Origin of the sequence: Myroides marinus (genome assembly GCF_900109075.1) — a bacterium.
GTDB lineage: Bacteria > Bacteroidota > Bacteroidia > Flavobacteriales > Flavobacteriaceae > Flavobacterium > Flavobacterium marinum_A.
On sequence record NZ_FNYS01000014.1, the window covers coordinates 1 to 26,220 of the forward strand.

Sequence of the window (26,220 nt, forward strand, 5' to 3'; positions counted from 1 at the left end):
AATTTCTCTGGGCTATTCCCCTGTATAAGGTAGATTGCATACGCGTTACTCACCCGTGCGCCGGTCTCAGAAAAGCAAGCTCTTCCTACCCCTCGACTTGCATGTGTTAGGCCTGCCGCTAGCGTTCATCCTGAGCCAGGATCAAACTCTTCATCGTATATTTTTAATTTCGTAAATTAAAAAAGTATAATCCCAAATCTTGCGATTTGCCTTACTCTCTTATTTGTATGCTGTCAATCCAATATGTTTATGAACGTAGTCTTCTTATTCTATTCTCACTTGTTTTTCAAAGCGAGTGCAAAAGTAAAAAACTTTTCTAAACTAGCAAAACTTTTTTTGAAAAATTCTATTTTTCTTTTTTTCGCTAATCCCGCGTTTTTACTGAAGCGGACTGCAAAGATACTATCTTATTTTTATCTTATCCAAATTTATTTTTATAAATTTTTCAAAGCTTATTTTTTAGTAATTCTTGCTTCACTATTTGTTTATAATCGTCTGCCTCTAGAGTCGTTATTACTTCTCTAATGCGGATGCAAAAGTAGTACCTTTTTCCTTACTCGCAAACTTTAGCTAGTCTTTTTTTAAAGGTTTTTTCAAAGTATTCCATAACTACCTATTATACGATGTTTTAGAGATGAAAGTTTTTTTGAAGAATTATCACTTTTCTTGTTTTACTATTGGTGATAGGGAATATTTCTAGCTTTAATGCCATATAAAGAGCCTTTACTTACATATACAGTATCTACACTACTCTATTATATATAGTACAGATATACTCTTATTGAGTAGTTATACTCCCCTACTCTATATTATATAGTATATATTGTGCAAATAGCTATTTTTAAAGGTTATCCCCTTTTCTAGTTATCATTTTTTGCTCTTTAACGCTTTATATGTCCATTTATACCTTTTAAAAACACTATTTAAAAGGTATTTCTAATTTAAATATCCTATTATCACACTTTTAGCGCTCTAAAAGTAAAAAAGTAGTTCACTTTTTTTGTTCTCAAATTGAGATAAATTAAATTAAAGAAACTATAAATCAAACACTTACAAACAAACTACATTAATCACTTACTTTCTAAAACACACTTCTAATCCCAGTAACAGCAAGCGTTCGTGATAAATCCTTTTACAATTCTTCTACAATTCCCCCTATTTGCTCTAAACAAAAGCCGTTTTATAAGAGAATCCTAAAACCATCTTAGACCTATCATAGAACAATCTTTCTCTAGCAATTGCATATAAAAAAACCTCAGTATTTAATACTGAGGTTTTTTATATGATTATTATATTTTACCTATTGATTTTAATACAATAATCTATCTTTTATAATCCTTTATATCCTTTATATACGCTATATAGCGATCTATTATATATGTGTTATATTTCTTTAAATGAACTTATCATCTTTGTCATAGCTGGAAGATTAGCTTCTTTTTTATCTGCTAAAGACCAAGTTAATACTTGATAATACTTATCTTTTCCTTCAACACAAGCTAACTTATGATAAACTTTAACTCCTTCATACATTCCTTGATAAGTACCTACATAAGTAGAAAGCCCATTTGTAGTAACTTGTTTTAACTCTTCATCTGCTTCTAAATCGGCATTACTTAATATAGAACTACTCACTAATTCTGAATATCCTTTAAGGTCAGGTGTAAAAGCTTCAGCCATTATACCAGTACTTTCTTTAACTAGGTCTAGATATTCAGCTTTTTCACTTTCGATTACAATAACATATAACTCTTGAGGCCCATTCTCCATTTGAAAAACAGCTGCATCATTAAGATTTTTTGCATCAGAAAGAGATACAGGTACCTCAATACTCGCAGTAGTACCAACTTTTACTTCTTTAACTTTAGACTGATTATCACATGACGTCAATATCAATGCGAAGATTCCCATTAATGCCACAATTTTTTTCATACCTTTTATTTCCTTTTTTATTAATACTTAAATTTAAGCAAATTTATAAATAAAAGGAATTGTTAAACAATCGTCATAAATTTAAATTTCCTTTCTACCTATTCTTATCTATGTTTTTACATATCTTGTATTAACTCAGAGAACAGTTCAATACTTTTAAGCCTATCGGATAATTCATAAACTGGAGTAGTAATCATAATTTCATCAATTTCTACTGCATTAAACAACTCACGTAATTCAATAGTAACCTTTTCTTTATCCCCTATATACGAAAAGAAAGTTTTTTGGCGCACAACATACTCTTCATAATCTGTCCAATTACCTTCCATAGATTCACAAGGCTTCTGGAGAGGCTTACGATCATTACGTATAATTCCAAGAAACATTTTATAAAACGAAGTTGCTAAAATATCTGCTTGCTCATTGGTATCAGCTACGATAACATTAACACATGGCATAAAATAAGGTTTGTCCAATTGACTCGAAGGGACAAAATTTTTTCTATAAATATTAGCAGCTTGTAACAAATGATCAGGAGCAAAATGACTAGCAAAAGCATAAGGCAATCCTAACTCTGCGGCTAAATAAGCACTATCTGTACTCGATCCTAAAATCCACATTGGGATATCGCACCCTTCTCCAGGAAAAGACCTTACCTTAGCTCCTTCATTAACTTGAAAAAATCTTTTTAACTCTTCAATCTGTTGTGGAAAATAATTAGCCGCATTAAAATCATTTCGACGTAATGCTAAAGCAGTAGCTTGATCAGTTCCTGGAGCACGGCCAAGACCTAAATCTATCCTGTTTGGATATAATGCTTCTAGTGTTCCAAACTGTTCAGCTATCACTAAAGGCGGATGATTAGGCAACATGATTCCACCAGATCCTACTCTAATAGAACTAGTACCGCCAGCTATATAACCAATAAGTACAGATGTTGCAGATGATGCTATGTGAGGCATATTGTGATGTTCTGCAAGCCATAGTCTACTAAACCCTCTCTGTTCGGCATGTTGGGCTACTTTTAAAACATTGTACAATGTATCTGTTGTTGATTTGTCTTCTCCTATAATAGCCAAATCAAGGAATGAATATGGTGTATGATTACTCATCTTATCTTTAAAATTGTTAGTATAACACAAGATAACATTAATATACATACCCTATTTAGTCCTTAACTATAAAATTAACACAAATCAAACATAACAGATTAATAACCAACAAATAAACTAATATATATCGTATATTTATACATATAATTCTTTAATCAAAATAACTATGATACAAATTGATAACTTACTAGAAAACATAGAATATGGTGATAAAAAACCTGCTATTAAAATAATTGTAGACAATGACTTCACAAAAGAAATTAGAATAGTCTTTAGAAAAGGACAAGAAATGAAAGAACATAAAACCTCTTTTCCTATAGTTGTCGAAATAGTAAGAGGATTAATCAAATTCGGTGTAGAAGGAAAACCACATAACTTAAAAGAAGGCAATATCATTACACTAGACCCAAGTATTCCACATGATTTGATAGCTCAAGAAGACAGTATCGTGAGACTTACATTACACAAATCTGATCAAGTTAGTCGAGTAATGAATGTCATTAAAGAGTAAAAGGCATAATCAATGGGATATTAATATAATTATTCTGTAGTACTATTGGAACTTTCCAAATAGCTAAACTACCTTTGTACAAAACATAAATGATACAATGAAAAAAATTATACTAAGCTTTTTACTATTTAGTAGCGCATTAAGTTTTTCGCAAAAGTTAGAAATTATTCCATTAGGAATATATGGCGGTGGAGATGAAAGCAACTTATCTTCTTATTTAATAGGAGTAGAAAACTCAAATAGCTATTTAGCATTAGATGCAGGAACACTACATAGTGGGATAAATAAAGCTATAGCTGAAAAAACATTTAATGTAGATAATAGTACTGTACTTAAAGAGTACATTAAAGGGTACTTTATATCTCATGGCCATCTAGATCACTTATCTGGTTTAATTATTAATTCTCCAGAAGACTCTTCAAAACCGATATATGCTTTACCTTTTGTAATTGACATTTTTAAAAACAACTACTTTACTAATGCTTCATGGTCAAACTTCGCTAATGAAGGAGAAAAACCAATTATAGGCAAATACAAGTATACAAGAGTAAAACCTTCACAATCCTTCTCAATAGAAAACACTAGTCTATCTGCAGAAGTTTTTGAGTTAAGTCATGTAAATCCACAGTTGAGCTCTGCTATACTTGTAAAGAATAATGACGAATATGTACTATATTTCGGAGATACGGGAGCTGATCGAGTAGAAAAAACAACAAAACTAAATTATATTTGGGAGTACATCTCTCCTTTAATTATCAATAAGAACTTAAAAACAATATTAATTGAAGTTTCTTTTCCAAATAGTCAAGCTGAAGACAAACTATATGGTCACTTAACGCCAAAACTATTAAATGAAGAGTTAGGAAATCTAGCTGCTTATGTAGGGGTAGATAAATTAAAAGATTTAAATATTATAGTTACCCATTTAAAACCAAGTGGAACAGCAATAGAGACTATAAAAAAAGAGCTAGCTGACAATAACTTATATCAAGTAAACTTCATCTTCCCTATACAAGGACAAAAAGTAAATCTAAAGCAATAAAAAAAGCCATCTTAGTGATGGCTTTTTTTGTATTATATCAATTAGTCAATAACGACCTGTTGTTTAAAAAATAACTTATCAAATAAATAAACGATAAAGAACGCAAGAGCAGATGGTATTAACCAAGGTACGTCATAATCATTTAAAGGCAATGATTTGATAAAACTTGCAGATGATTCTGAATAGCTAATAAAATCATACTTAAATGATATAAAAGAACTAAATTGAATAAGTGCAATTATCGTAGTAGTAGCAATAGCAGCAACAAAAGGAGCTCTTCTCTTTACTCTTTTTCCAAATGCAACCATATAAATAATTAACGTCAATGTAATAGGATAAATAATACCTAAGAAAGGAGCGGCATAATCAATAATATTATCTACCCCTTTTACAGCCAAAATTCCTGAAGATATACATGTAATTATCACAATAGTCTTATATCCTAGTTTTCCTTTGGTCAACTGTGAAAAGAAAGTACCAGTAGCACATACTAGAGCTATTGCAGTAGTTAAACATGCTAATGCTATACAAAGTGAAAGAGCTATAGTTCCATACGATCCAAGTAATCCATGTGAAATATGTAATAACAAATCAGTACGTTTAATATTATCTGTCATTTCGTATCCAGAAGTAGCTCCTAAATAAACTAACCCTCCATATATAAACAACAAACACGAAATAGCAACTCCACCCGCCATATAAGTAACTTTTGTCTTCTCTTTTAGACTAACATATCCAGCTGCTTTCACTGCAGAAATAATAATACCAGCATAAATAACAGAAGCTAGTACATCCATCGTTTGATAGCCTTCTGAAAAACCAAGTCGAAAAGGATCTTTATAAGTAGTATTTACTAATCCGGAAGTATCTATAGGATTAGCAATACCAATAACAACCATGGTCACTAATAATACAAGCAATAAAGGTGTCAAATACTTACCAATAATATCAACTACTCTAGAAGGAGAGATAGATAACACGAGTGTAATTCCAAAAAACACAATAGAAGATATAGTAGCACTAAAATCTGGCCAAATAGCCAATACTCCAATCTCATAGGTTGTAGCTGCTGTACGAGGAATAGCTACAAATGGACCAATACTCAAAATAATAGCAGTAGCTAGTACCCATCCTAAAGTACTATTAATACGTTTTCCTAAATCCGTAAATTCATCTCCTGAAATTAAGACTGCAACTATACCTAAAAACGGTGCTAAAATAGCTGTTATCGAAAAACCTGAGACGGCTGATGTCCAAGATCCCTCAGTAAATAACCCGATAATGGGTGGTAAAATAATATTTCCAGCTCCAAAGAACATTGCAAATAGTGCAAAGCCGATGGTAATCGCATCAAAAATGGACTTCTTACTCATTTATTAGTTTTTAGGTATTTATAATTCTATTATTTTTAAACTAAAAAGAAAGGATATTTTTATATAAATAATGAGTCAGTATGACCATTTCTACAACATCTCAAACTCTTAGAGCAGCACAATATATAAAATAATACCCGGCTTAGAAGCATCTACTTCAATATTTTACAACATAAAACCACTAATTTTAACACGATAAAAGATATAATATCTAATTAAAGCAACAACTTTAGATATAATTAAAAAAGCGAGAAAAAACACTGCTATTCTTAACAAAAAATTAAAAAAAAAGAAGAAATCAATACAAGTAACGCTATAAAAAGTATCTATTACAAAGATCCTCAAAAAGACAATTTAACACCTAAATAAGAACTTAAAAAATTGATAATCAAACAATTTACTGATAAATCAAGAAAAAATAAAATCGAGGACATAGTATCCCTTAAACTAAGATCAAATATTATTTTCCTACTAATCTACAACTATCAAAGAAAGGTTATCTCTAAACGCTAATAGTATATCTTAAAAAATAAAACTCTAAAAAAACATAGCACTAATGCAGCTTAAGCTGTTAATGTCTTATGCAGATTATCCAATACAGGTATAACAACTTTTGCACGTTCTGTCAGAGTATACTCTATATGAAGAGGTTTCTCATTTACTATACGTTTTATTAAAAAACTATCTTCCTCTAACTCTTTTAATGCTACTGATAGAGATTGCTTATTAGTACCATCTATCAAACGCATATAATCACTAAACCTTTTAGGCCCGTCTATGGTAAGATGAAGAATATGGACTTTCCACTTACCTCCTAAAGTCTTAAGAACTTCTTCTGCTGGGCATTTAGTTGTTTGGGGATTGGTTTTACTCATAATATTCATTCTTATTAGCTACAAAACTAAGACAATTATAATGATAATGAACAATCTTGTTTATAATCATTATCGATAAAGTTATTTTTAATTTAAGTAAAGCCTTATCAAAAACTACAACAATTTTAAACTAAGTATGTAAGTCTAATTAGATCATACTTCATCTCATATCACAATACTTTTAGCTATTTATGTATTAAAAAAGTCAATCTATAAAAGAACAATACATTTTTTACCGAGAAATTAATTAAGAAAAAATTAAGAATAGTATTGACAAATAAAGTATACAAACTTAAACTCCATTAAGACTAATAATCAATCTACTATCTGTAAAATAAATAAATTCAAACAGCACCAACTGAAACTTATTGTCAATAATACAAAGAATATCAAATTATCAATACATATAGTAAATAACAGATATCATATTTATAATTTATTTCATTTTTTGTGTAAAAAGTATGGAAATAATAAAATACTTTTTGTTAAAAAAATTAAATAAAAACCAATATTACAACACAATCAATATCACAAATAGACCTATTTAAGTAAAAAAGACTATAAAAAAGACTTTTTACACAACTTCAATACATTTCATATTTATACTTTTACAATAACATAAAAAGCAACAAAAAATTAACAAAATTTAATACCATAAATAGCCGAATGAAAAACACAACTTGATATAACTAGTATACCGTTTTTTCTATCCCCAAAATAAGAAACTAGTGTACACAAATCACCTACATTATGACAAGCACAGCATCCAAACTTCCAATTCAAACAAAGATTATTGAATTGAAGAATTCACCGAAAGAGGATTTTATAATCTTCTCTCAAGATGATAATGCAAAGAATGTTTCTCCATATAATAAGAGAAACTATTACAAACTATCTTATCTAAAAACTAAAAGTAAGTTTTTTGACGGAACAAAGATAGTAGAACTAGAAGGACCATCACTATTCTTCTCAAATCCAGTATCTCACTATACATTTGAACCAGTATCTGAGAAACCTGAAGGTTACTACTGTTTATTTAACAACAACTTTTTAGGGTATAAAAGCAACTTATTAAAGAGTATTCTCTCTCACTTACACGAGAATCCTATTTATCTTTTAACCCCTCAACAAGATGAGTTTATCTCTTATGTATTTAAGAGAATGACAGAAGAAAGCAATCAAAAGTATGCTCAAAAATATGAGTTACTACGCAACTACATTGAAATTATAATACACCAAAGCAACAAGTTAAGCGCCTCATATACTGTTGATCAAAGTGTAAATGCACCACAAAGATTGTGTGCAAGGTTTCTAGAAATATTAGAGAAGCAATTTCCTATTACCAAAACTAATACTGTAATTAAGTTAAAAACACCTGGTGATTTTGCGGAGTTACTTAATGTACACGTTAATCACCTTAATCATACACTTAAAAAAACAGTTGGTAAGTGTACTACAGATTGTATTCAAGAAAGGATATTAATAGAATCACAAAAATTATTAAAATCAACTAATTGGAGTGTAGCTGAGATAGGGTATTGTTTAGGTTTTGAATATCCTACATACTTTTCTAGTTTCTTTAAAAGATACACTAGGGTAACCCCTAATGAATATAGAAAAAATTAACCATATTAACTTAAAACTGTTTGAATTGTTTAATAACAGAATCAAGTATATGTATTAATTTTACAGTAGAACATAAAACAGCTAATAAGCATAATAAAAAATCTTATTTGCAGAATACTGCAAGAAAACACTTGCTTATCTTCAAGAAAAATGGAGAAAAAATAGTAGCCCTAAATCTTTTTTATTGTTAAGAGCCCTTACCACAAGTGATAAGGGCTCTTTTTTATTTTACACTTAGTAATTCAACTTCGAAGATAAGTGTACTATAAGGTCCTATCGTTTTACTGATATGTTCATCTCTATATGCGTACTCAGGAGGTGTTACCATCTTAAACTTGGTTCCTATAGACAATAGCGGAAGTACCTGTTGATAGGCTAAAATCAGCTTACTCAAATTAAAAATAGCAGGTGTACCACGATCCACAGAACTATCAAACACTTCCCCGTGAATATTTGTGCCGTGATAGTGACATTCAATTTTATCAGACAAAGCTATTTTTACTCCTTCACCATTTACTAATATTTCGTAAGCTATACCTGATGGAAGTAATACCACATTCTCTTTCTTTGCATAGTCACTCAAAAAGTTCTGCCCTTCTTCTTTATTCTTTTGCTCTAATTGTTCTCGCTTTTTTCTTAGCAGATCAGCTACACTCATACTCTAAGTTATTTTAAATATTCAACAAAAATAATACAATCAGCACTAGCCTTCATGCTCTTGATAAGTATGCAATTGCCAAATACTTAAATTCTCAATTGCACGTGTACATCCTACATACCATTCATAAGGGGTAAGTTTATTAGGTTTATCTACGATTAAGATAACATTCTTACGTTCCAATCCTTTAAACTTTACAGCTGTAGTATACTGTAGTTTTGTTGGTTTTAGAGTTAAATTATCAACCGTTAACTCTTCCATTCCTAATTCTAGAATAAGATCAGCTACGTTATTACGTCTTTGCCATACCTTACTCTGAACCAACACTATAACATCCTCAGCATTCAAAGAAGACTTAGGATCATGTATACTAGCTATTATATCTTGCATTGCTTGTTTAATCTCAAGTTGATCATGGAATGAACGCAATTCGATCTCATCATATTCATTCTTATGAGTTGTCACATCTTCCCAATCTTCTGGATGTATTTGGATGTGTTCTGCTATTTGACGTATCTGAGATTTCTGTGCACTGCGTCTTACTTTGTGTAATTTAAAATGAGTAAAATATTCCTTCAAGAAATAAGCATAATCAGATACATCTCTACCAAACAGAGAAAAGCTTTGGTCTAAATCATATAGCAGCATAATATTACCTTGTTTCATACCATTGTGATCACCACATAGCTTATGCATCATTAAATGTAGATTTCTATCAAATAAATCCTGTGCTTCGTCTATTATCATATAATCATAATTAGGAAGCTTGTTTTGTTCTTCTAAATAAGTTATAGTCTCACGTATATAATCAGCAAACTTCTGTGGTTCGATATATAGTAAATCACGCTCAGTAACATCTGGTAGATACTTCATAACGAACTGAGTAAATGTAAGACAGTCTATTCGGACATGGTTTGCCTTAAATCTTTGTTCATTATAAGCACATAACAATGAGTTCCAACATAGATAAATACCCTGTCTCCCTACTTGCATTTCACCATATGCCATTGCCATAGTAGTTTTTCCTGTACCTGGAGCTCCTTCTATCATCAATCTAGGGTTCTCAGATAACGAATATAGAATCTCAAGATTGCGCTCCTTTAACCATTCTAAAGAATCACGAGACTGAAATACATTAGTATCCTGAATCATAGGACTAAACGTATTAACAATATTCTCTAACTCCCCCTTAGTTAGTTCTGTAAATTTAATAGGGTGAGTTCTTTCTAATTTCTGTCTAGAATACTCATAGATATGCAATAAGAATTTCTCAATGTTCTTATACTTATTACGTCTAGTATATTCACTAAATATTAAGTTCTTATCATAAATGGTATTTTCTATAGCAATCTTAGTAGTAGGAAAGGCAACAGCCTCACAAAATAGGACATGTTTAAAACTAGGAAATACCTTGTTCATCAACGTATATTTATACCCTTTAACTTGTTCAAAAGGATTTTGGTTTAACCATTTTTTGCGTTTACCATCTTTAAAACAGAACCGCCCTTGATCAACAAATATATTCCCTCCTTTTACTTCAAGAACAATAATACCAAACTTAGATGCAATAATAAAATCAATCTCTGCATCTGCTTTAGCACGTTTTATCATAGAATTATCATGAAAAGGTAACTTCATGCTATACCACACATACCAATCATGTGGACTTTTTATCAATGATTCGACTATATCTCCATAAACTAGAAACTCTCCAAAAGGTACTTTGTTCCCATTTATAACTAATTGCTCGAGTTCATCAAGAGGGTACTCTGGATAAATCTTTAAAGCCATGACACTACATATTTTAGATGAACTCCTAATTTACGACTTTTAGCTCAAGGAAACCTTACGAAATCAAATGAAAAAGGGCGAACTGTGAAGTTCACCCTATAAGAACAATATTTACATTTTTAAAATGAAGAAACAAGTAAATAAATTATCAAAATATCATTGATCAATCTATTTCATTTAATTTCAACAAATGTACTTTGCCTAACTGTCATAATACACAATTCATAAAAAAAAATGACTACTTATTTCTAAATAGTCATTCATATATTATTTCGTAGGAAACTCAGGTCTTCTCATCTTAAACTTACTACCTGAAAGAGACTCTAAAAAAGCAACTATAGCTTTAGTTTCTTCTTTAGTCAACTCTAATGGTTTCATCAATGGATCTGTAACTGGATACATAGGATCCTTAGCTTTCTGTTCAGGTGTAGGGTCTATCATATGCATACCACTGTTATACATATTCACTATTCCTTCTAAATCATCAAATAAACCATTGTGCATCCAAGGTCTAGTATTTAATAAATCTCTCAATCCAGGAGTCTTAAACTTACCTACATCGTTAGGATCTTTAGTCACTTCGTATCTACCTAGATCTTCGAACTTTCTCTTATAATAAGTCAATCCAATATTATGAAATGATTCATCAGTCAAGTATTTACCATTATGACAGTTCATACATCCTGCTTTAGTTCTAAATAAATGCATTCCATAAATCTCTTGATCATTAAGAGCTTTATACTTACCATCTATAAAAGCATCAAAGCGACTAGGCTGACTCTTTATAGTCTTTTGGAAAGCAGCTATCGCACCAACTATACGCTCATAAGTAATCTTATTATCTCCAAAAGCTTTTTCGAAATAAGGCTTATATCCTTCCACTTTATTCAGTTTGGCAGGCAACTCCACTACATCCATCGCCATCTCGTTATGAGCTGATAATGGCCCCGAAGCTTGTTCTTCTAAGCTATTAGCTCGTCCATCCCAAAAATAAGAAGTACGCTCAGCAGTATTATATAGCGACGGTGTATTACGAGCACCTTTTAGATGATCATGGCCTAAACCTACCATTCTACGGTCTGTCCATCCCATCTCAGGATCATGACAAGAGCTACAAGATATCTGATTAGACTTTGATAACTTCGGATCAAAGAATAACATTCTACCTAATAATACATCTGGTTTAGCTTGATCTGTGAAATAATCATTGTCGCGTTGAATACTTGCCATTTCACTCCACTCTACTCCTTCTTCTATAGTAGGAGCAGGCCATTGGGAAATAGGTTGTTTATAACTATCAATTATTTTTTGATACTCAGGATTGTCGCTTCCTAAGAATCCAGTAAACTTAGGGCTAAAGCTGAATAACCCAAAAGCTACTACTCCAGATAATAAAATAATTACCTTTTTCATTGTTCATTTATTGTTAGTTAATAGTCATTTAGAAAGTAACACCTAAGGATATTCCTATATAACTATTTGTTTTGTTTATATTATATCTAGTCTGTTCATACTGAACTTGAGCAAACATAGCTGGTATATTGTTAAACTTCACATCATATCTAGCCGTGGCACCATAACTCTGGTAATTAGAACTCTTAACAGCTAAGTCATGTAATGTCCATTCGGTCATAGCTGGGCTTTTATAAGACTCTATATTATTCACAGTACTTTCTTTTAGATTGCGTACTCTAAGATATGGGCTTACTGTTATGGCACTTGTTTGATTAATTTGTCGCATATAATCTACCTCAACGCCATAGTGTAAATAAGTAAAACGTTGCTTAGCAAATGTATCTCTCCTCTTCTCATCAGTCTGCTCTATTGTAAATGATGGTGAAACGATTAAGCGGCTTACCTCTGTACTATATTGATAGAATAAAGAAGTATAAATATCACTACGAACAAACTTGTACAACTGTTTCTCTGCTATCTTTTGTTCTAGCTTCCCTACTTTAGAATAAAAGTATTCTGTTCCTCTAGATTCAGTTAATAGATAATTTACTTTAGCTCCTAATCGGTGTTCATTTATATCTACATACTTAATAGCTCCTACTGTATATTTCTTCGTTTTAAGCTCAGACATATCCTTTGACGGATTACTGCTAAAACCTTTTAATACACTAAACTGTCCAAAAGAAGCTTGGACTAAAAAGTCTTTCCCTCCATTCTTTGCTATCGTTCCTCCTACATCATATCCTGTGCCTTCATAAATTGTCGTCATATTAACAGCAGAGCTAAAGTAATAATTATAAGCCCCCAATCCAGTCAAATGATAAGCAATAGGCTTTCCAAGTAAATTTACAAACTGAAGACTACTGTTCTGTGTATACTTATTCCATTTCGCATAGACTCCTAATTCATAATCTCTATACAGATTATAGCTCACTCCTAAGTGTATATTAAGATCTGATGTCGTATTTTTAGGTCTAGGGTCTATCTCTCTATATCCACTTTTAGCGATATAACTAACTTCTCCTCCTACTGTCCATCTATCTAGCTGTTTGGCTATACCACCAGTGAATTGGTAGATATCTTGTTTCATCGTTCCACCAACAGAATCCCCTACTACATATGGTCCTAGAATATGTCTATCCATATTCTCATTCCACTTCATGTTTTTCTGTTTTTGAGTAGTATAGGATGCACTACCCCATATTATCTTATTCCCTTTAAGGCGTTGATAAGACGATGTGTTCACTTTAAATGCATCTAACCCATCTCCATCTTGAAGTAAATAAGCATCTTTTCGCTCTGACTGATAGTTAGCACTTAACTCAGAGAAAGACTGCTCACTATACTTCATCATATAAGCACGATTAGCATAAAACTCTTGTCCAAATACTATTCCCATATCCCGTTGAGCTAATCTACTCTCATAGAGACTAGGCACAGCTTTATCTTGTGCATTAGCTACTGTACAAAACAGTAAACTTATGACTCCAACTATATTTCTATATTGATTCTTCAATGCCTAATTTATTTATGATTTATACCCTCTAATAAAGACATTCTAGATCTTGGAATAAAGTCTGCAGAAGAATTATTAGTATCCTTAAATACAGGTCTACCTTGTTCATTTTTCCCCAATTCCTTTCTTCTAATAGATTTACCATATCGCTCTTTATCTCCCTCTGAAAGTGTGCAGTAAGAGAATCCACTATCTAGAGCTTCTCCCATTACTAAACGAGCGAACTTATCTGGCATACTATTATTCACCCCATCTAAGATCCATTTATTAGGTATCGTATATCTACTGAATTTATTCTCTTTTCCTGTCCCTGTTAGGTAGCTATAATCAAACTTATATCCTGCTAACCAACTTTCCACAGTCTCTCCTTCTGGGAAACGTGCTATCACATATCCTGTGTATCCTCTATCGTGAGGCAAAAACATACTATAAGTAAGAGAAGTATAAATCACCTTAGCATTTGGAACATTTGGATTATCAGGTTGAACCATTTTTGGGTTTTCTGTAATTGGAAACTCAAAGTTAGCTTTTGTTAAGTCTGGTCCTGGTACATTTGCCAGGTTATGATTCTGAGCATTATCAGCAATTACAATAAAATCGCCTGGTTCTACAGGATAATCATTTCCACTACCTGGTAACATCATTACTGATTTAGTAACGAATGCTTCATCTAATATATATGGAGTTTCTTTATTATCCTGAGTTGTCAAATATTCAGACTGGGCTAATAGTAGTCCATCAGCATACAATACTTTATCTGTATTATTAACTAACTTAAAGTATTTACCTACTTGATATGCCTTTCCTTCTAAAGTTTGAATACCTGTATAGAATAATTCTTCAAATATGAAGTCTTCATTAAACTGCTTAACAGTTAGCTGAATATTAAGATTTACAACATTATCTGTTACATCTAACATATCATTTTTTCCACCTAGTAGTACCTCTTCTCCATCTTCAAGAATACCAACACCTTCAGCAGACATTCTATACGAACCTATTGGCAATGCAACTGAAAAGTAAGGCGTACCTGTCACTTTTTCACTAGTGACCATCCCCGTATTCACCTCAGTAAATTCAACAGATAATTCTTTAAACTCTTTAATACCATCTGCTTTAAATGTCATTGTCGTCGTTGACTTCTGAGTATAGCTCATAGCATTATCATCTGTCAAACAAGAACTAACAGATACTCCCATCGTTAGCATCAATCCAACTAAAAATATATGTCTATATTTCATATTCTTAAATATTAAAGTTTATCTCCATTCCAAAATAAGGGCCATTAGCATCCTTTCTATTTACCTTTACTCCATTATAAGTATATGATTGATAATGTGTAAATAATCTATTGACAAACATAGAAGCTTTCACTGATTTATAAATTCTCTTTGATATCTTGAAGTTAGCATTAAATGTAAATGGCTTTCTTTCTTCCATTCCATCCGTTTTAGACACAGGTCTAATCAAATGCTGTAACATTGGATCTTTAGCACTCTCATCTGTATAAGGATGAACCACATTATCAATTCCTATATATGCAAAAGGCTCTGCTACACGGTTTAAGTTTAAGTCCCTTCTAAATATATCTCCTTGTAAAGAAGCTGAGATATTCATATCCAAACTAGGCAAATAAGTATCTACAATTAAGTTATATACTAAAGAAGACTTTCTGTATCCGTTATCATCAGCGTAAATCCCTGCATACATATAGTCTTGCCCATTAACAGAAACTCCAGGTCTATGTAAAATAGGAGCGCTATTAGAATAAGTAGTTTTAAACCATGCTCCATTTAATGTAAAACGCGTATTAATACTTTCAAAACGAGGAGAAGAATAACCAAACTCTATTCCTTCTTTAAAGGTGTTACTTCCATTTTCAGTATGAGAATATTGAGACATTATTTTCTTCTGACTTGATGGTGTATTATCTAAATCTGGTCTTCCTAATTCATTGTTCCAAACAACATCCTTAGACTCATATCTCTGATATTCAAATCCCATAAATTGAGTCATATCTCTAAACCCTGTATTCATCTTCTCATCAAAATAAGTTACAAAGAATTTATGTCTTTTATATTCGAAGTCTACTCTTACTTCTCTTTTTGAGTTCTTAGCACCTATTAGATTATAGTTCTCTAAAGACATTCTATAAGTATAAAACTGAGCGTAAGAGTTATTGGTTTGTGGATCAAAATAACTCACTTGTAACATATCAAAATATCTATCTTGTGGGTATAGTAATGATAAGGTAGGTTGTTTATACAACTCTCCATACCCTACTGTAATATCTGTCTTTAAGTAGTCTTGACCTAATTTTATCTGAGGAAGTCCCCATTGAAAATTAACACGAGGTTCTGCAAATACCCTATCACTGATACTAAACTCTTTGTCTATCCCTAACATCTTTGACAAACGAAGACCTGCGTATAATTGTAAATGGTGATTCCCTAAATCATATTCCATACGATCTCCTATATATGTCGACAATAATTGAGAAGCAGGTACTTCATTAAAAGGTCTTGGTCGTCTAGTAAATCCAAGAGTAGGTGGTTTTAAAGGATCATACATTTCTCCGTTACCATTATTTTTAGAATATCTAAACTCTACTCCTGCTTCGATATTATGCTTTATATCAAAAGCACTAAAGCTAAGCTCTGTTTGCAATTTTGCATTTATATTTAAAGGACGACCTTCTGTCTTATATTCTGAAATATAAGACGCAGGAAGAAATACACCTTCACTAATACCCGTTTCATTTCCTGTAGGTATCGCATTACGACCACTCTGTTGAACAAAAACAGTTCCTTTAATATCCTCTATTCCTTGTGATAAATAAGTATTTAAAGTCACATTTTTGAACAATGATTCTTTACCAAAATCAAGCTTCAAATTATTACCTAAACTAAAGTTCTGTTTACTACTCTTAAAGTTATCTATATTTTGTACCCCCGTATCAGGGTCAAACTTATCGTTATCAATAGTTCCATTATAATCTACATTTGCTTTCCAATTAAGATCATATCCACCTATCATAAATGTTTTTTCTGATCTTAGAGAAGCAGAAATTCTCTTATAATTTTCATAGATATCGCGCGGTTCGTTCTTAGCATCTAAGAAATCTATACTACTATTTAGCTTCCAGCCAGTTTTAGTATCTATCCCTTTACCTACATAATACAGTTTACTAAAACCATCAACTTTAAAACGAGCTTGTAGTGGAGTATACCCTATCTTTCTATTAATCTTAATCAGTCCCGAAGTCAAGTCACCATATGAAGCACCTGGAATACCACGTACTACTTCTACACTTTCTATATCATTAGTAGAGATACCACGCATATCTACACCTATACTAGAGGTTTTCACTTTACCCCCTGTACTAGAAGAAGATACTTGCATATCAGCATTAGAATTAATAATGTTCCCATCTACCATAAATTGCACTCCTAAAGAGCTCGTGTCATAGCCTCCTTTCCCTGTCTCTCTTATTAGGGCAGGATTGACACCTGTTAATACAGGATCCTTAGCTTGTCCTCCTGGCAATAACTCCATAAGATCCGCGAAGCTAGAAGGTTGTAGATGCTCCATAGCTTGACGGTTAATCACAGATGTAGAAGTAAGTCCCTTACTCTCAGTAGCAGTGATAACCATCTCTTCTAATATATTAGTAGTCGGAACCAAAGTCATCGAAACTGACTGACTCTCTAGTAAATTAATCTTTCTCTGTTGTCCTATATATCCAATATGAAATACCTCAACAGTATAGTTATCTGCTTTTAGATCAAACGTAACTATCCCTTTCTCATCACTAACCTTTAATTGAGAATCTTTTGTACCCGTTACCTGAATAGTAGCGTCATTAATAGATTTATTATTTGAATCAACTAATACAAACTTTAACTGCAAACTTGGAGATTGTGCAATTGTATTAGAACTAAACAAGATTGTTAAAGTAACTAAAAGAACTTGAATAATCTGATATATACGTGTCATTGAGTATCTTAATTATGCGGATGCCAAAAGTAGTCAACAAAACATATACAAAACAACTTATTTAGACTTGTTTCAAATTAATTCTATATATCTATTTAAGAATCAGTACAAATAGCTTTTAAAATACTTTTCACTTAAATCTATTAGCGTATTCTTATAAAACATACCAATACAGTTACTTTTTATCATATTAACTTCACTCAAAAGTATACAAATCACATACCTAAAACTTCTAAAACAAACTATCTCCTTCTTAATACCACAACCTTATTAGATTAATCAATCTAAATTAAACCATATTACACTCTAAATAACGAAATACACATTTGGCAGAAAAAGCATGTTATATGTCATTTACGCCTCAGAAATGCTTTTTATCTTTGTACTACAACAAACAAGGAAACAAAATGAATATCAAAATACATCATATCGGTTTTTTACTATTACCACAAGCGCAGTTATTAGACTTCGCAGGGCCGAGTGATGTATTTAATACAGCTAATCAGCTCATAACTCTTACCGCAGCCACAGCACCTATCCACTATCAGATATATCTGATATCAGGTACTACAGATAAGAAAGTGATGACTAGTTCCGGTATATCAGTCAACTGTGACTATACTATATATGATAAAGATATCGCTATAGATACTTTACTTATAGCAGGGTCTAAAGCAGATCTAGACAGTGAGTATGATACAACTGTACTGCATTGGATAAAGAGAATACAACCTCATCTATCGCGTATAGGCTCAGTCTGTATAGGAGCGTTCTTATTAGCCAAAACAGGATTGCTCCACAATAAAAAAGCGACAACACACTGGCAGTTTGCACAACAGCTAAAAGAGAGCTATCCTTCTATAGAGGTAACTTATGATCACTTTTATATTAAGGATAATAATACTTATACCTCTGGGGGCATTACCTCTGGTATAGACCTAGCTTTAGCTTTAGTAGAGGAGGATAGTGGACACACACTAGCTTCAGATGTATCCCGTTATCTAGTGGTAAACCTAAAGAGAATTAACACTCAAGAACTCTACAGTACACTAGTCCCTTCTGATATAGAACTTACTCCCCTAGTCAAGAAAGTAAAACAATACATCACTGATCGCCTCGCTCAACAGGCAGTATCTATCATAGAACTAGCAGAGATGGCTAATATGAGTGAGCGAAACTTCGCGAGAGTCTTTAAAAAAGAGTCGGGTATGACTCCTGGTATCTTTAATGATTGTGTACGCATAGAGAATGCCAAACGATTATTAGAGTCATCAGATTATACTATAACCGAAATAGCCACTATGGTAGGCTATGCATCTGATAATGTTTTTAGAAAGACATTTATTAGGCTAGTCACTGCTACTCCAATGCATTATAGAGCATCATTTAGATCTAGCACTATAGACAGCTAAACGCACCCCTTCTACAGTTCATAACCGTACAATAATAGCATCGAAGTAATACTTCGACAGTGACACTATTCACTTAACTGAAATAAATCAACAAAATAATATGACAACAACAAACCGTCCCCTTAACGTAGCCTTTATCATCTTTAATCAAGTAGAAGTACTAGACCTAAATGGTCCATTAGATGTATTCGTAAAGGCTAATATATTACACCCTAACACTTATAATCACTACTTAGTAGCAGCCACTAAAGATATAGTAAAGACAGAGAGCGATACTACACATATCTTACCACAATATAGCTTTGCAAACTGTCCTACACCCGATATTATAGTACTGCCGGGTGCTAACCCTGATATTGTGATGAACTATCTACAAGATGAATCTTTTCAGAATACTTACACGAAGTGGATTATAGCTCAGCACAGTGCAGGCGCTATGCTGTTCACAGTATGTACTGGTAGTTTACTACTGAGTAATACACATCTATTTGACCATTTAGACATTACTACACACTTTATGGCTATAGAGGCATTACAGCAGGCTATACCTACAGCCAAAGTCATTACTGGTGTGCGTTATGTAGATCAAGGCAATGTATTAACTACTGCTGGTATTACAGCTGGTATAGATGGAGCTCTATACTTAGTGAGCAAACAACTAGGAGAAGAAATAGGTAAAACCATCAGTCAACTATTCGAATACAACAAATAAAGCCAAAAGGCGACTTAGTCATTAAGTCGCCTTTTATAGGTTATAAAGAATACTACCCCAGTTAGTACTAATAAAACAATCATTAATACCGTAGAATTAAAATGCCCTGCTGTACTACTAAAATATGACTGACCTACGATACTAACACCTAATGCTATACTCAGCTGCTGTAAGGTTAGGTATAAACTAGAGGCAGTCGAAGTAATATCACTAGGCAATGTACTCAGAGCGTAAGTAAACATAGATGGTAAGATAATACCACACCCAACTCCATACTCAAAAAGAAGTATAGCTACCTCATAAAACACAACTTGCTCTTGACTCAACAACCAATAATGTAATGCTAATCCCACTACCATCATCATCAACCCAAAAAGCATAAAACGCTCTTGATACTTAGATAAGAATTTTAATGAAAGAAAAGAAGCAATGACATATCCCACTCCCTGAAAAGCAAATAAGATTCCTGTCTCAGTAGCTGTATAATGCAACTTTAATTGAAAGTGATTAGCATAAATAAAGAAATAAGAATCCTGTACTAACGAATAAAACACCAAGGCTATCAAGGCTACTGCAAAGGCTTTATACGTAAAAGGCTTAAAGTCTATAAGAGTACCTATCTCTTGTTTATAGTTCTTGTATTGAACAACTAAGAATAGAGCAATACCTAATACAGCACCTACTAATAATGCAAATAATATAGTAGTCCAACCATAATCTGCTCCAGTCACTAAGCTATACATAAGTACAACTAATAAGATAATCATCACCAACTGAGATAGAGGTTGTATCTTCAATTCACGTTTACGTTCTATCTCTACTAAGACACCCCATGATATAATACCCACTACGAATGCAATAGGCACATTAATTAAGAATATCAATCTCCACGCTCCAAAACTGTAATCCAAATCTGGTAACACTCCTCCTAATATCTGCCCTAATACAGAAGATATTCCTGCTATAGCCCCATATATAGAGTACGCCTTACGTCTCTCCTGCTCATCTACATATATACTAGATAATAAAGTCACTCCCTGTGGAATCATAAATGCCCCACTAATTCCCTGAAACAATCTAAAAACATTCAGAGAATGTACGTCCCAAGCTATACCGCATAATAGAGAAAAGACCCCAAAGCTAAACATCGAAAGCACAAAGATCTTTTTATGCCCATATTTCACACCTATCTTTCCTGAGGTAATAAGAAAAGCCCCATAGCCTATCACATAATACACAATGATAAACTGTATATCTGCCACACTGGCTTGCATAGCTGTTCTAATCTTAGGAATTGCTACATTGACTATAAACAAATCTAACACACTTAAGAAGATAGACATAGAAATGAGCAAGAGCATTATTTTCTTTTTAACTGTTGATATATTTTGCATCTATTACTTACTATTTTTTATAATTATCTTTGCAAAAATGAATGATATATAACTTACAGTCAAGTAGGTAAATAATATAGACTAAGTATGAAAAACAATACTAATATTGATAATGAACTAAATACAGTAGAAAAAAAAATCAATGATTTTGAAAATAACTGCCCCGTCCAGTTTGCACTAAAGACTATATCAGGTAAATGGAAAACCTCAATTATACAAACCATTGCTTCTAATTGTCCTAAGCGATTTGGAATACTTAAGAAAGATTTAGATAATATAGCACAAGGGACACTGACTACGGTATTAAGAGAATTAGAAAACGACGGTATACTAATGAGAGAAGTATTCCCAGAGATACCACCACGTGTAGAGTATAGTCTAACAGATAAAGGGATTAGATTACTACCTATATTAGAAGAACTAAAAAAGTGGCATACTACCCTATAGAATCCATAATAAACACAAACAAAAAAGCGATACTAAACTGTTTTAGTATCGCTTTTTATAATTTTATATGTGTTGTTACTATTGTAACTTCATATTAACAGCATTAGCAAAATCACGTTGTTCTTGGATAGCTTTATTCTCAAGACCATCTATTTTTTGATTTGCAGCATTTACTTTATCGATTATTTTATTGTACTTATCGATATTAGCGTCAGACTCATCAGTCTCATCTATCTGTACTAACTCTTTAAAAGTAGGAATTACATCTGCTTTCATAGACGAATATACATCAATAACTGCATTTTTAAATCCAGTAGCTTCTTTGCTTTCTTTTAAATCTTTAGTTACAGTAGAACAGCTATCTGCTAATACCTCTAATCGATCTAATACTTTCATTTTATCTTCTACAGACCCCTTGTCAATCTCGTTCATTAACTTTTCAGCTTCTACGCTAAATTTTTCGTAAGTATCAACAATTTTTCCGTTAACATCTACATTTCCTCCACAAGAGAACATAGTTAGAGCCAATACAACTCCTAAAAACATCTTTTTCATAATAATATTTATTTTAATTTTTACTAGTGCGCAAAGGTATGTTTTATAAAATATAATACAAAAATTATACTCTACACAACAACCATTTCTACTTAATACATACTCGTTATAAACTAACAGTTATATTTATTTTTAAAGAACTGTTTGAATGCTTTTGCTTCTTCTCTCTGAGAAATAGCTAATTCATACCCACCTCCCATATTAACCATTTTAGTATTAATCTCTGGTACTTCAAATTCTAAAGAAGCCTTATCCTTAAAATCAAAAGAGAATACTACTCCCATCATAGTTAATTTTGCTTTTTTTAAACTATCGTTAGTGATAAATATAGGATCACCATAACTACTCAACTTGTAATCTGTAGATACTACTATAATTTCTCCTGTACCTTTATTAAAAGCAACTATATAGCTATAATATGTTGTGGTAGAACTCACAATGTAATTAGCATTTTTACTTGTCTTTCCATACACTATTGCATATTCATCTACGTCCTGTCTATTCAGAGATTGCCCTAACAAGAATTTCATTTTACTTTTTATTTCAGCCATCTCCTCTTCTGACCCAACAAAAAACTTTTTAATCATATCAATGATTCCACTCATAAACTTTCTTTTATTAATTCATAGCTTCTTTATATTCCTTTTCTGATACGAACTCATTTGGATTACTTGGATTGTAGTAAATAATAAGCTTTTCTCCTAAGCTTTTACTAAAGAAGGTATCCATTCTCTGTTTTCCTTTATATGCAGTACCATTAATATCTTTATACTTTAGTATCCATGTTATATTTCTACCTCTACGCCCAGTTCTCTCACTACCAATAATCTCGGCTTCCACCTGTATATATTCATTATACACAATACTCTTAGCTTCATTTTTAGTGATATAGTCTAGATAGATAAACTTATATACGCAGATAGCGAAAATAACTATCACTATTACAAACACCTTTTTAGCAGTATCACTCTTCAGACTACTCTCTATATCCATGCGTAGCAATTAAAAAAACACCACAATAAATAAAATTTTAATCAAAATTAACATTTATAAATCAAAATAAATTTAAATAATCAAATATTATATAAATTATATTCTTAAAAAAAATCCACCTATACTTATATTAATATGATCCTTATATCCGTAGGGATTCGCTTAGAGTAAATCTAGTATTCTAGAATAATAAATCTATAGTGACTCTATTGATTTACCCTTAAACAATGGAGTCAGTATGGACTCATTATGGACTCACTATGGACATACCCCAAACAAAAATGACCTCTAATGCATCACGAAGTGAAACATTAGAGGTCATTTATCTCTTATATATTAATACAGTACTTACTGCTCTTTAATCATATCGGATAGCCTTAACTGGGCTTATCTTAGATATCAGATAAGACGGTATCAGAAGTACTAAAAACGCGATAACTACCACACCTACATTTAATAATAATACATCTGTAAAACGTATCAAAACTGGTGCTTCTCTCACATAATATGAAGATGAATCTAGCTTAATAAATCCGAAGTACTTCTGTGCATATAATAGCCCTAACCCTATAGCATTACCATATAGCAGCCCTTTTATGATTAGATAAGTAGCATTGTATAAAAATATCTTGCGTATACTCCAGTTATTAGCACCCATAGCTTTAAGAATACCTATCATCTGTGTACGCTCTAATATTAGTACTAATAATGCCACAATCATATTAATAGACGCTACTACAACCATAATGACAATAATAATCATGATATTAAAATCAAACATATCTATCCAACTAAAGATATTGCTGTACTTATCTACAATAGTCTTGCTATCTACAGTAGACGGAAGCTTCATATATAGTTCTTGTCCTTTCTGTTGTATCTCATCGAAATCGTTTAGCACTACTTCGAAGCCACCTACTTCATTAGATTGCCATCTATTTAGACGCTGTACATGCTTGATATCTCCTATCACAATATTAGCATCAAACTGTTGTAGTGCCGAATTATATATTCCTACTACTTCAAACTGACGAACGTTAGGTATCTTATTTCCCCATTCTTTCATAAAGTATGTAGTTACTTTGTCTCCTACTTTAAAGTGCATACGATCAGCCATATACTTTGATAGTAGTACCTCGTTACTCATACCTTGTATCTGCTTTGGTAATCTACCTTCTACCAGGTAATCCTTAATCTCATTTAAATCATAAAGCGAGTCTACTCCTTTATACACTATACCTTCAAAGCTAGTCTCTGTTCTTATAATTCCAGCTTTAGAAGCGTACTTCTGTATATGTTTTATACCCTGAATTTCTTTTATATCTGCTGACTCTACAGTACTAGCATCAATAGGCTTAATAGTGATGTCGGTAATATTGCTATCGTAATTAGTAATTACGATGTGACCACTAAAAGCTGAAATTTTATCTCTAATTTTGTATTTCAAACCAAGTCCTGTGGCTACCGAAATAAGCATCATTATCATACCTAGTGCAATAGCAGTTATTGCAATTTTAATAATTGGTGCAGATACACTACTTTTATAGTTCTTAGTAGTAACTAGGCGTTTGGTTATAAAATATTCTAATTTCAAAGTAAATATGGTATCAAATTCAATGTTCAAAAATACATTATTATTCTTAGTATGTCTATTCGCATTAGGGGTAAATTTAAAAAGCTTTGCAAAAAATGCTCCTTTAAAACATAAAATAGAGTCAAATATAAAAGTAGGTGCTGAACGTATATCAGAATATCACAACCTTATAAAAGGTAAGAATGTAGGTGTATTAACTAATCAGACTGGGGTAGTAATCAACGCTGATGGTACCTATACCTCTACTGTTGATTTCTTATTAGCTAATAAAGTAGCAGTAAAGAAAATATATGCTCCAGAACACGGATTTAGAGGTACTGCTGATGCAGGAGAATTAATTAAAGATGGTAAGGATACTAAAACAGGGTTACCTATCATCTCTCTATATGGCAATAACAAGAAGCCTTCTGCAGAGCAATTAAAAGGTATCGATATTATGGTATTTGACTTACAAGATGTAGGAGCCAGATTTTATACTTATATCTCTTCTCTACATTACTTAATGGAAGCCTGTGCAGAACAGAATATTCCCGTTATCGTATTAGATAGACCTAATCCGAATATCGATATTGTAGACGGTCCTACTTTAGAGATGAAGAATAAGAGTTTCGTAGGGATGCACCCTATCCCTGCTATGCACGGCATGACTATAGGAGAATATGCTAAAATGATCAATGGTGAGAAATGGTTAGCAAATGGTATTAAATGCGATCTATCTGTAATCTCATGTGAGAACTATACTAGATCGATGAGTTACTCTCTACCTGTATCTCCTTCTCCTAACTTACCTAATGACCAAGCGATAAATTTATACGCTAGTCTATGCTTCTTTGAGGGAACTAATGTTAGTTCTGGTAGAGGTACTGACTTACAGTTCCAAATATATGGTTCACCATTCTTAACGAATATGCCTTATCAATTCACTCCTAAACCGAATGCAGGAGCTAAAGATCCTATGAACAATGGCAAATTATGTTATGGGGAGAACTTATCTAAAGAGAATAAGGTAACTAGACTAGAGCTTAAATGGTTATTAAAAGCTTATAAAAGCTCAACAAATAAAGAGAAATTCTTCAATAATTTCTTCATTAAACTAGCGGGTACAGATGCCTTAAAGTCTCAAATAGTAGCAGGAAAAACTGAAGATGAAATCCGTAAAACATGGCAAGCTGGTTTAGATAAGTTTAAAGTTACTCGCCAGGCTTACCTAATCTATAATAACTAAT

General features: G+C 32.2%; 22 protein-coding genes and 1 rRNA gene. 7 read left to right on the forward strand and 16 right to left on the reverse strand.

Going from position 1 to position 26,220, the window contains the following annotated elements; translation table 11 throughout:
- From BMX53_RS13165 to BMX53_RS13180, 3 genes are all read right to left on the reverse strand, one after another.
- Window positions 1-157: ribosomal RNA gene (locus BMX53_RS13165) — 16S ribosomal RNA — on the reverse strand; the annotation flags it as partial.
- A gap of 1,226 nt (window positions 158-1,383) precedes the next feature.
- Window positions 1,384-1,932, reverse strand: coding sequence for a hypothetical protein (locus BMX53_RS13175; protein WP_074746867.1), 549 nt, complete (start codon window positions 1,930-1,932; stop codon window positions 1,384-1,386).
- A 116-nt stretch (window positions 1,933-2,048) separates the two neighbouring features.
- Window positions 2,049-3,044 (reverse strand): LLM class flavin-dependent oxidoreductase, encoded by a 996-nt coding sequence (locus BMX53_RS13180; protein ID WP_074746944.1) that lies wholly within the window; start codon window positions 3,042-3,044, stop codon window positions 2,049-2,051.
- 169 nt (window positions 3,045-3,213) lie between these two features.
- Here BMX53_RS13180 and BMX53_RS13185 point away from each other — a divergent pair, with 169 nt between their 5' ends.
- The gene (locus BMX53_RS13185; RefSeq protein ID WP_074746946.1) at window positions 3,214-3,555 is read left to right on the forward strand and encodes a cupin domain-containing protein; all 342 of its coding nucleotides are present in this window, start codon (window positions 3,214-3,216) and stop codon (window positions 3,553-3,555) included.
- Between the two features lie 97 nt (window positions 3,556-3,652).
- Window positions 3,653-4,597, forward strand: a complete 945-nt coding sequence (locus tag BMX53_RS13190) for an MBL fold metallo-hydrolase (protein ID WP_074746869.1) — start codon at window positions 3,653-3,655, stop codon at window positions 4,595-4,597.
- 41 nt (window positions 4,598-4,638) lie between these two features.
- Here BMX53_RS13190 and brnQ read toward each other — a convergent pair whose 3' ends face one another.
- Together brnQ and BMX53_RS13200 are read right to left on the reverse strand one after the other, a co-directional pair.
- Window positions 4,639-5,970 carry a branched-chain amino acid transport system II carrier protein gene (brnQ, locus tag BMX53_RS13195; protein WP_063176337.1) on the reverse strand — a complete coding sequence of 444 codons (1,332 nt, stop codon included), beginning with the start codon at window positions 5,968-5,970 and terminating at the stop codon, window positions 4,639-4,641.
- Between the two features lie 563 nt (window positions 5,971-6,533).
- Complete coding sequence (locus tag BMX53_RS13200; protein ID WP_038984526.1) at window positions 6,534-6,845, reverse strand: winged helix-turn-helix transcriptional regulator; 312 nt, start codon at window positions 6,843-6,845, stop codon at window positions 6,534-6,536.
- A gap of 750 nt (window positions 6,846-7,595) precedes the next feature.
- Between BMX53_RS13200 and BMX53_RS13205 the strand changes: the two genes are divergently transcribed.
- Window positions 7,596-8,471: a helix-turn-helix domain-containing protein gene (locus BMX53_RS13205; RefSeq protein WP_038984525.1), complete on the forward strand. Its 876-nt coding sequence runs from the start codon at window positions 7,596-7,598 to the stop codon at window positions 8,469-8,471.
- A 223-nt stretch (window positions 8,472-8,694) separates the two neighbouring features.
- On the opposite strand, the gene BMX53_RS13210 is transcribed toward BMX53_RS13205, so the two are convergent.
- From BMX53_RS13210 to BMX53_RS13235, 6 genes are all read right to left on the reverse strand, one after another.
- On the reverse strand, window positions 8,695-9,129 hold the full coding sequence (locus BMX53_RS13210) for an FKBP-type peptidyl-prolyl cis-trans isomerase (protein WP_074746871.1): 435 nt from the start codon (window positions 9,127-9,129) through the stop codon (window positions 8,695-8,697).
- Window positions 9,130-9,174: 45 nt separating this feature from the next.
- The gene (locus BMX53_RS13215) at window positions 9,175-10,920 is read right to left on the reverse strand and encodes a nuclease-related domain-containing DEAD/DEAH box helicase (protein WP_038984523.1); all 1,746 of its coding nucleotides are present in this window, start codon (window positions 10,918-10,920) and stop codon (window positions 9,175-9,177) included.
- A gap of 267 nt (window positions 10,921-11,187) precedes the next feature.
- Entirely contained in the window at window positions 11,188-12,333 is a 1,146-nt protein-coding gene (locus BMX53_RS13220; protein WP_038984522.1) for a cytochrome-c peroxidase, read from the reverse strand.
- Window positions 12,334-12,361: 28 nt separating this feature from the next.
- The gene (locus BMX53_RS13225; protein WP_074746873.1) at window positions 12,362-13,891 is read right to left on the reverse strand and encodes a DUF6850 family outer membrane beta-barrel protein; all 1,530 of its coding nucleotides are present in this window, start codon (window positions 13,889-13,891) and stop codon (window positions 12,362-12,364) included.
- A gap of 8 nt (window positions 13,892-13,899) precedes the next feature.
- Complete coding sequence (locus tag BMX53_RS13230) at window positions 13,900-15,132, reverse strand: DUF4876 domain-containing protein (RefSeq protein ID WP_074746875.1); 1,233 nt, start codon at window positions 15,130-15,132, stop codon at window positions 13,900-13,902.
- 4 nt (window positions 15,133-15,136) lie between these two features.
- On the reverse strand, window positions 15,137-17,887 hold the full coding sequence (locus BMX53_RS13235) for a TonB-dependent receptor (protein WP_074746877.1): 2,751 nt from the start codon (window positions 17,885-17,887) through the stop codon (window positions 15,137-15,139).
- 407 nt (window positions 17,888-18,294) lie between these two features.
- Here BMX53_RS13235 and BMX53_RS13240 point away from each other — a divergent pair, with 407 nt between their 5' ends.
- Window positions 18,295-19,299, forward strand: a complete 1,005-nt coding sequence (locus BMX53_RS13240; protein WP_074746878.1) for a GlxA family transcriptional regulator — start codon at window positions 18,295-18,297, stop codon at window positions 19,297-19,299.
- A gap of 100 nt (window positions 19,300-19,399) precedes the next feature.
- Window positions 19,400-20,011, forward strand: coding sequence for a DJ-1/PfpI family protein (locus BMX53_RS13245; protein ID WP_074746880.1), 612 nt, complete (start codon window positions 19,400-19,402; stop codon window positions 20,009-20,011).
- 14 nt (window positions 20,012-20,025) lie between these two features.
- Here BMX53_RS13245 and BMX53_RS13250 read toward each other — a convergent pair whose 3' ends face one another.
- Window positions 20,026-21,405: an MFS transporter gene (locus BMX53_RS13250; protein WP_074746882.1), complete on the reverse strand. Its 1,380-nt coding sequence runs from the start codon at window positions 21,403-21,405 to the stop codon at window positions 20,026-20,028.
- Window positions 21,406-21,492: 87 nt separating this feature from the next.
- On the opposite strand from BMX53_RS13250, the gene BMX53_RS13255 reads away from it, so the two are divergent.
- The gene (locus BMX53_RS13255; RefSeq protein ID WP_038984515.1) at window positions 21,493-21,852 is read left to right on the forward strand and encodes a winged helix-turn-helix transcriptional regulator; all 360 of its coding nucleotides are present in this window, start codon (window positions 21,493-21,495) and stop codon (window positions 21,850-21,852) included.
- A 78-nt stretch (window positions 21,853-21,930) separates the two neighbouring features.
- On the opposite strand, the gene BMX53_RS13260 is transcribed toward BMX53_RS13255, so the two are convergent.
- From BMX53_RS13260 to BMX53_RS13275, 4 genes are all read right to left on the reverse strand, one after another.
- Window positions 21,931-22,407 (reverse strand): hypothetical protein, encoded by a 477-nt coding sequence (locus tag BMX53_RS13260; RefSeq protein ID WP_063176326.1) that lies wholly within the window; start codon window positions 22,405-22,407, stop codon window positions 21,931-21,933.
- A 113-nt stretch (window positions 22,408-22,520) separates the two neighbouring features.
- The gene (locus BMX53_RS13265) at window positions 22,521-23,012 is read right to left on the reverse strand and encodes a hypothetical protein (protein WP_074746884.1); all 492 of its coding nucleotides are present in this window, start codon (window positions 23,010-23,012) and stop codon (window positions 22,521-22,523) included.
- A 13-nt stretch (window positions 23,013-23,025) separates the two neighbouring features.
- Window positions 23,026-23,400: a DUF3592 domain-containing protein gene (locus BMX53_RS13270; protein ID WP_074746886.1), complete on the reverse strand. Its 375-nt coding sequence runs from the start codon at window positions 23,398-23,400 to the stop codon at window positions 23,026-23,028.
- A 358-nt stretch (window positions 23,401-23,758) separates the two neighbouring features.
- Window positions 23,759-24,994 (reverse strand): ABC transporter permease, encoded by a 1,236-nt coding sequence (locus BMX53_RS13275; RefSeq protein ID WP_074746888.1) that lies wholly within the window; start codon window positions 24,992-24,994, stop codon window positions 23,759-23,761.
- A gap of 7 nt (window positions 24,995-25,001) precedes the next feature.
- Between BMX53_RS13275 and BMX53_RS13280 the strand changes: the two genes are divergently transcribed.
- Complete coding sequence (locus BMX53_RS13280) at window positions 25,002-26,219, forward strand: exo-beta-N-acetylmuramidase NamZ family protein (protein ID WP_074746948.1); 1,218 nt, start codon at window positions 25,002-25,004, stop codon at window positions 26,217-26,219.
- The last annotated feature ends 1 nt before the right edge of the window (window position 26,220 follow it).

Bases quoted from the DNA above. Each gene is read 5' to 3' on its own strand.
- BMX53_RS13175 (WP_074746867.1), bottom strand. From the start codon at position 1,932: ATGAAAAAAATTGTGGCATTAATGGGAATCTTCGCATTGATATTGACG.
- BMX53_RS13180 (WP_074746944.1), bottom strand. From the start codon at position 3,044: ATGAGTAATCATACACCATATTCATTCCTTGATTTGGCTATTATAGGA.
- BMX53_RS13190 (WP_074746869.1), top strand. From the start codon at position 3,653: ATGAAAAAAATTATACTAAGCTTTTTACTATTTAGTAGCGCATTAAGT.
- brnQ (WP_063176337.1), bottom strand. From the start codon at position 5,970: ATGAGTAAGAAGTCCATTTTTGATGCGATTACCATCGGCTTTGCACTA.
- BMX53_RS13200 (WP_038984526.1), bottom strand. From the start codon at position 6,845: ATGAGTAAAACCAATCCCCAAACAACTAAATGCCCAGCAGAAGAAGTT.
- BMX53_RS13205 (WP_038984525.1), top strand. From the start codon at position 7,596: ATGACAAGCACAGCATCCAAACTTCCAATTCAAACAAAGATTATTGAA.
- BMX53_RS13210 (WP_074746871.1), bottom strand. From the start codon at position 9,129: ATGAGTGTAGCTGATCTGCTAAGAAAAAAGCGAGAACAATTAGAGCAA.
- BMX53_RS13215 (WP_038984523.1), bottom strand. From the start codon at position 10,920: ATGGCTTTAAAGATTTATCCAGAGTACCCTCTTGATGAACTCGAGCAA.
- BMX53_RS13220 (WP_038984522.1), bottom strand. From the start codon at position 12,333: ATGAAAAAGGTAATTATTTTATTATCTGGAGTAGTAGCTTTTGGGTTA.
- BMX53_RS13230 (WP_074746875.1), bottom strand. From the start codon at position 15,132: ATGAAATATAGACATATATTTTTAGTTGGATTGATGCTAACGATGGGA.
- BMX53_RS13235 (WP_074746877.1), bottom strand. From the start codon at position 17,887: ATGACACGTATATATCAGATTATTCAAGTTCTTTTAGTTACTTTAACA.
- BMX53_RS13240 (WP_074746878.1), top strand. From the start codon at position 18,295: ATGAATATCAAAATACATCATATCGGTTTTTTACTATTACCACAAGCG.
- BMX53_RS13245 (WP_074746880.1), top strand. From the start codon at position 19,400: ATGACAACAACAAACCGTCCCCTTAACGTAGCCTTTATCATCTTTAAT.
- BMX53_RS13250 (WP_074746882.1), bottom strand. From the start codon at position 21,405: ATGCAAAATATATCAACAGTTAAAAAGAAAATAATGCTCTTGCTCATT.
- BMX53_RS13255 (WP_038984515.1), top strand. From the start codon at position 21,493: ATGAAAAACAATACTAATATTGATAATGAACTAAATACAGTAGAAAAA.
- BMX53_RS13260 (WP_063176326.1), bottom strand. From the start codon at position 22,407: ATGAAAAAGATGTTTTTAGGAGTTGTATTGGCTCTAACTATGTTCTCT.
- BMX53_RS13265 (WP_074746884.1), bottom strand. From the start codon at position 23,012: ATGAGTGGAATCATTGATATGATTAAAAAGTTTTTTGTTGGGTCAGAA.
- BMX53_RS13270 (WP_074746886.1), bottom strand. From the start codon at position 23,400: ATGGATATAGAGAGTAGTCTGAAGAGTGATACTGCTAAAAAGGTGTTT.
- BMX53_RS13280 (WP_074746948.1), top strand. From the start codon at position 25,002: ATGGTATCAAATTCAATGTTCAAAAATACATTATTATTCTTAGTATGT.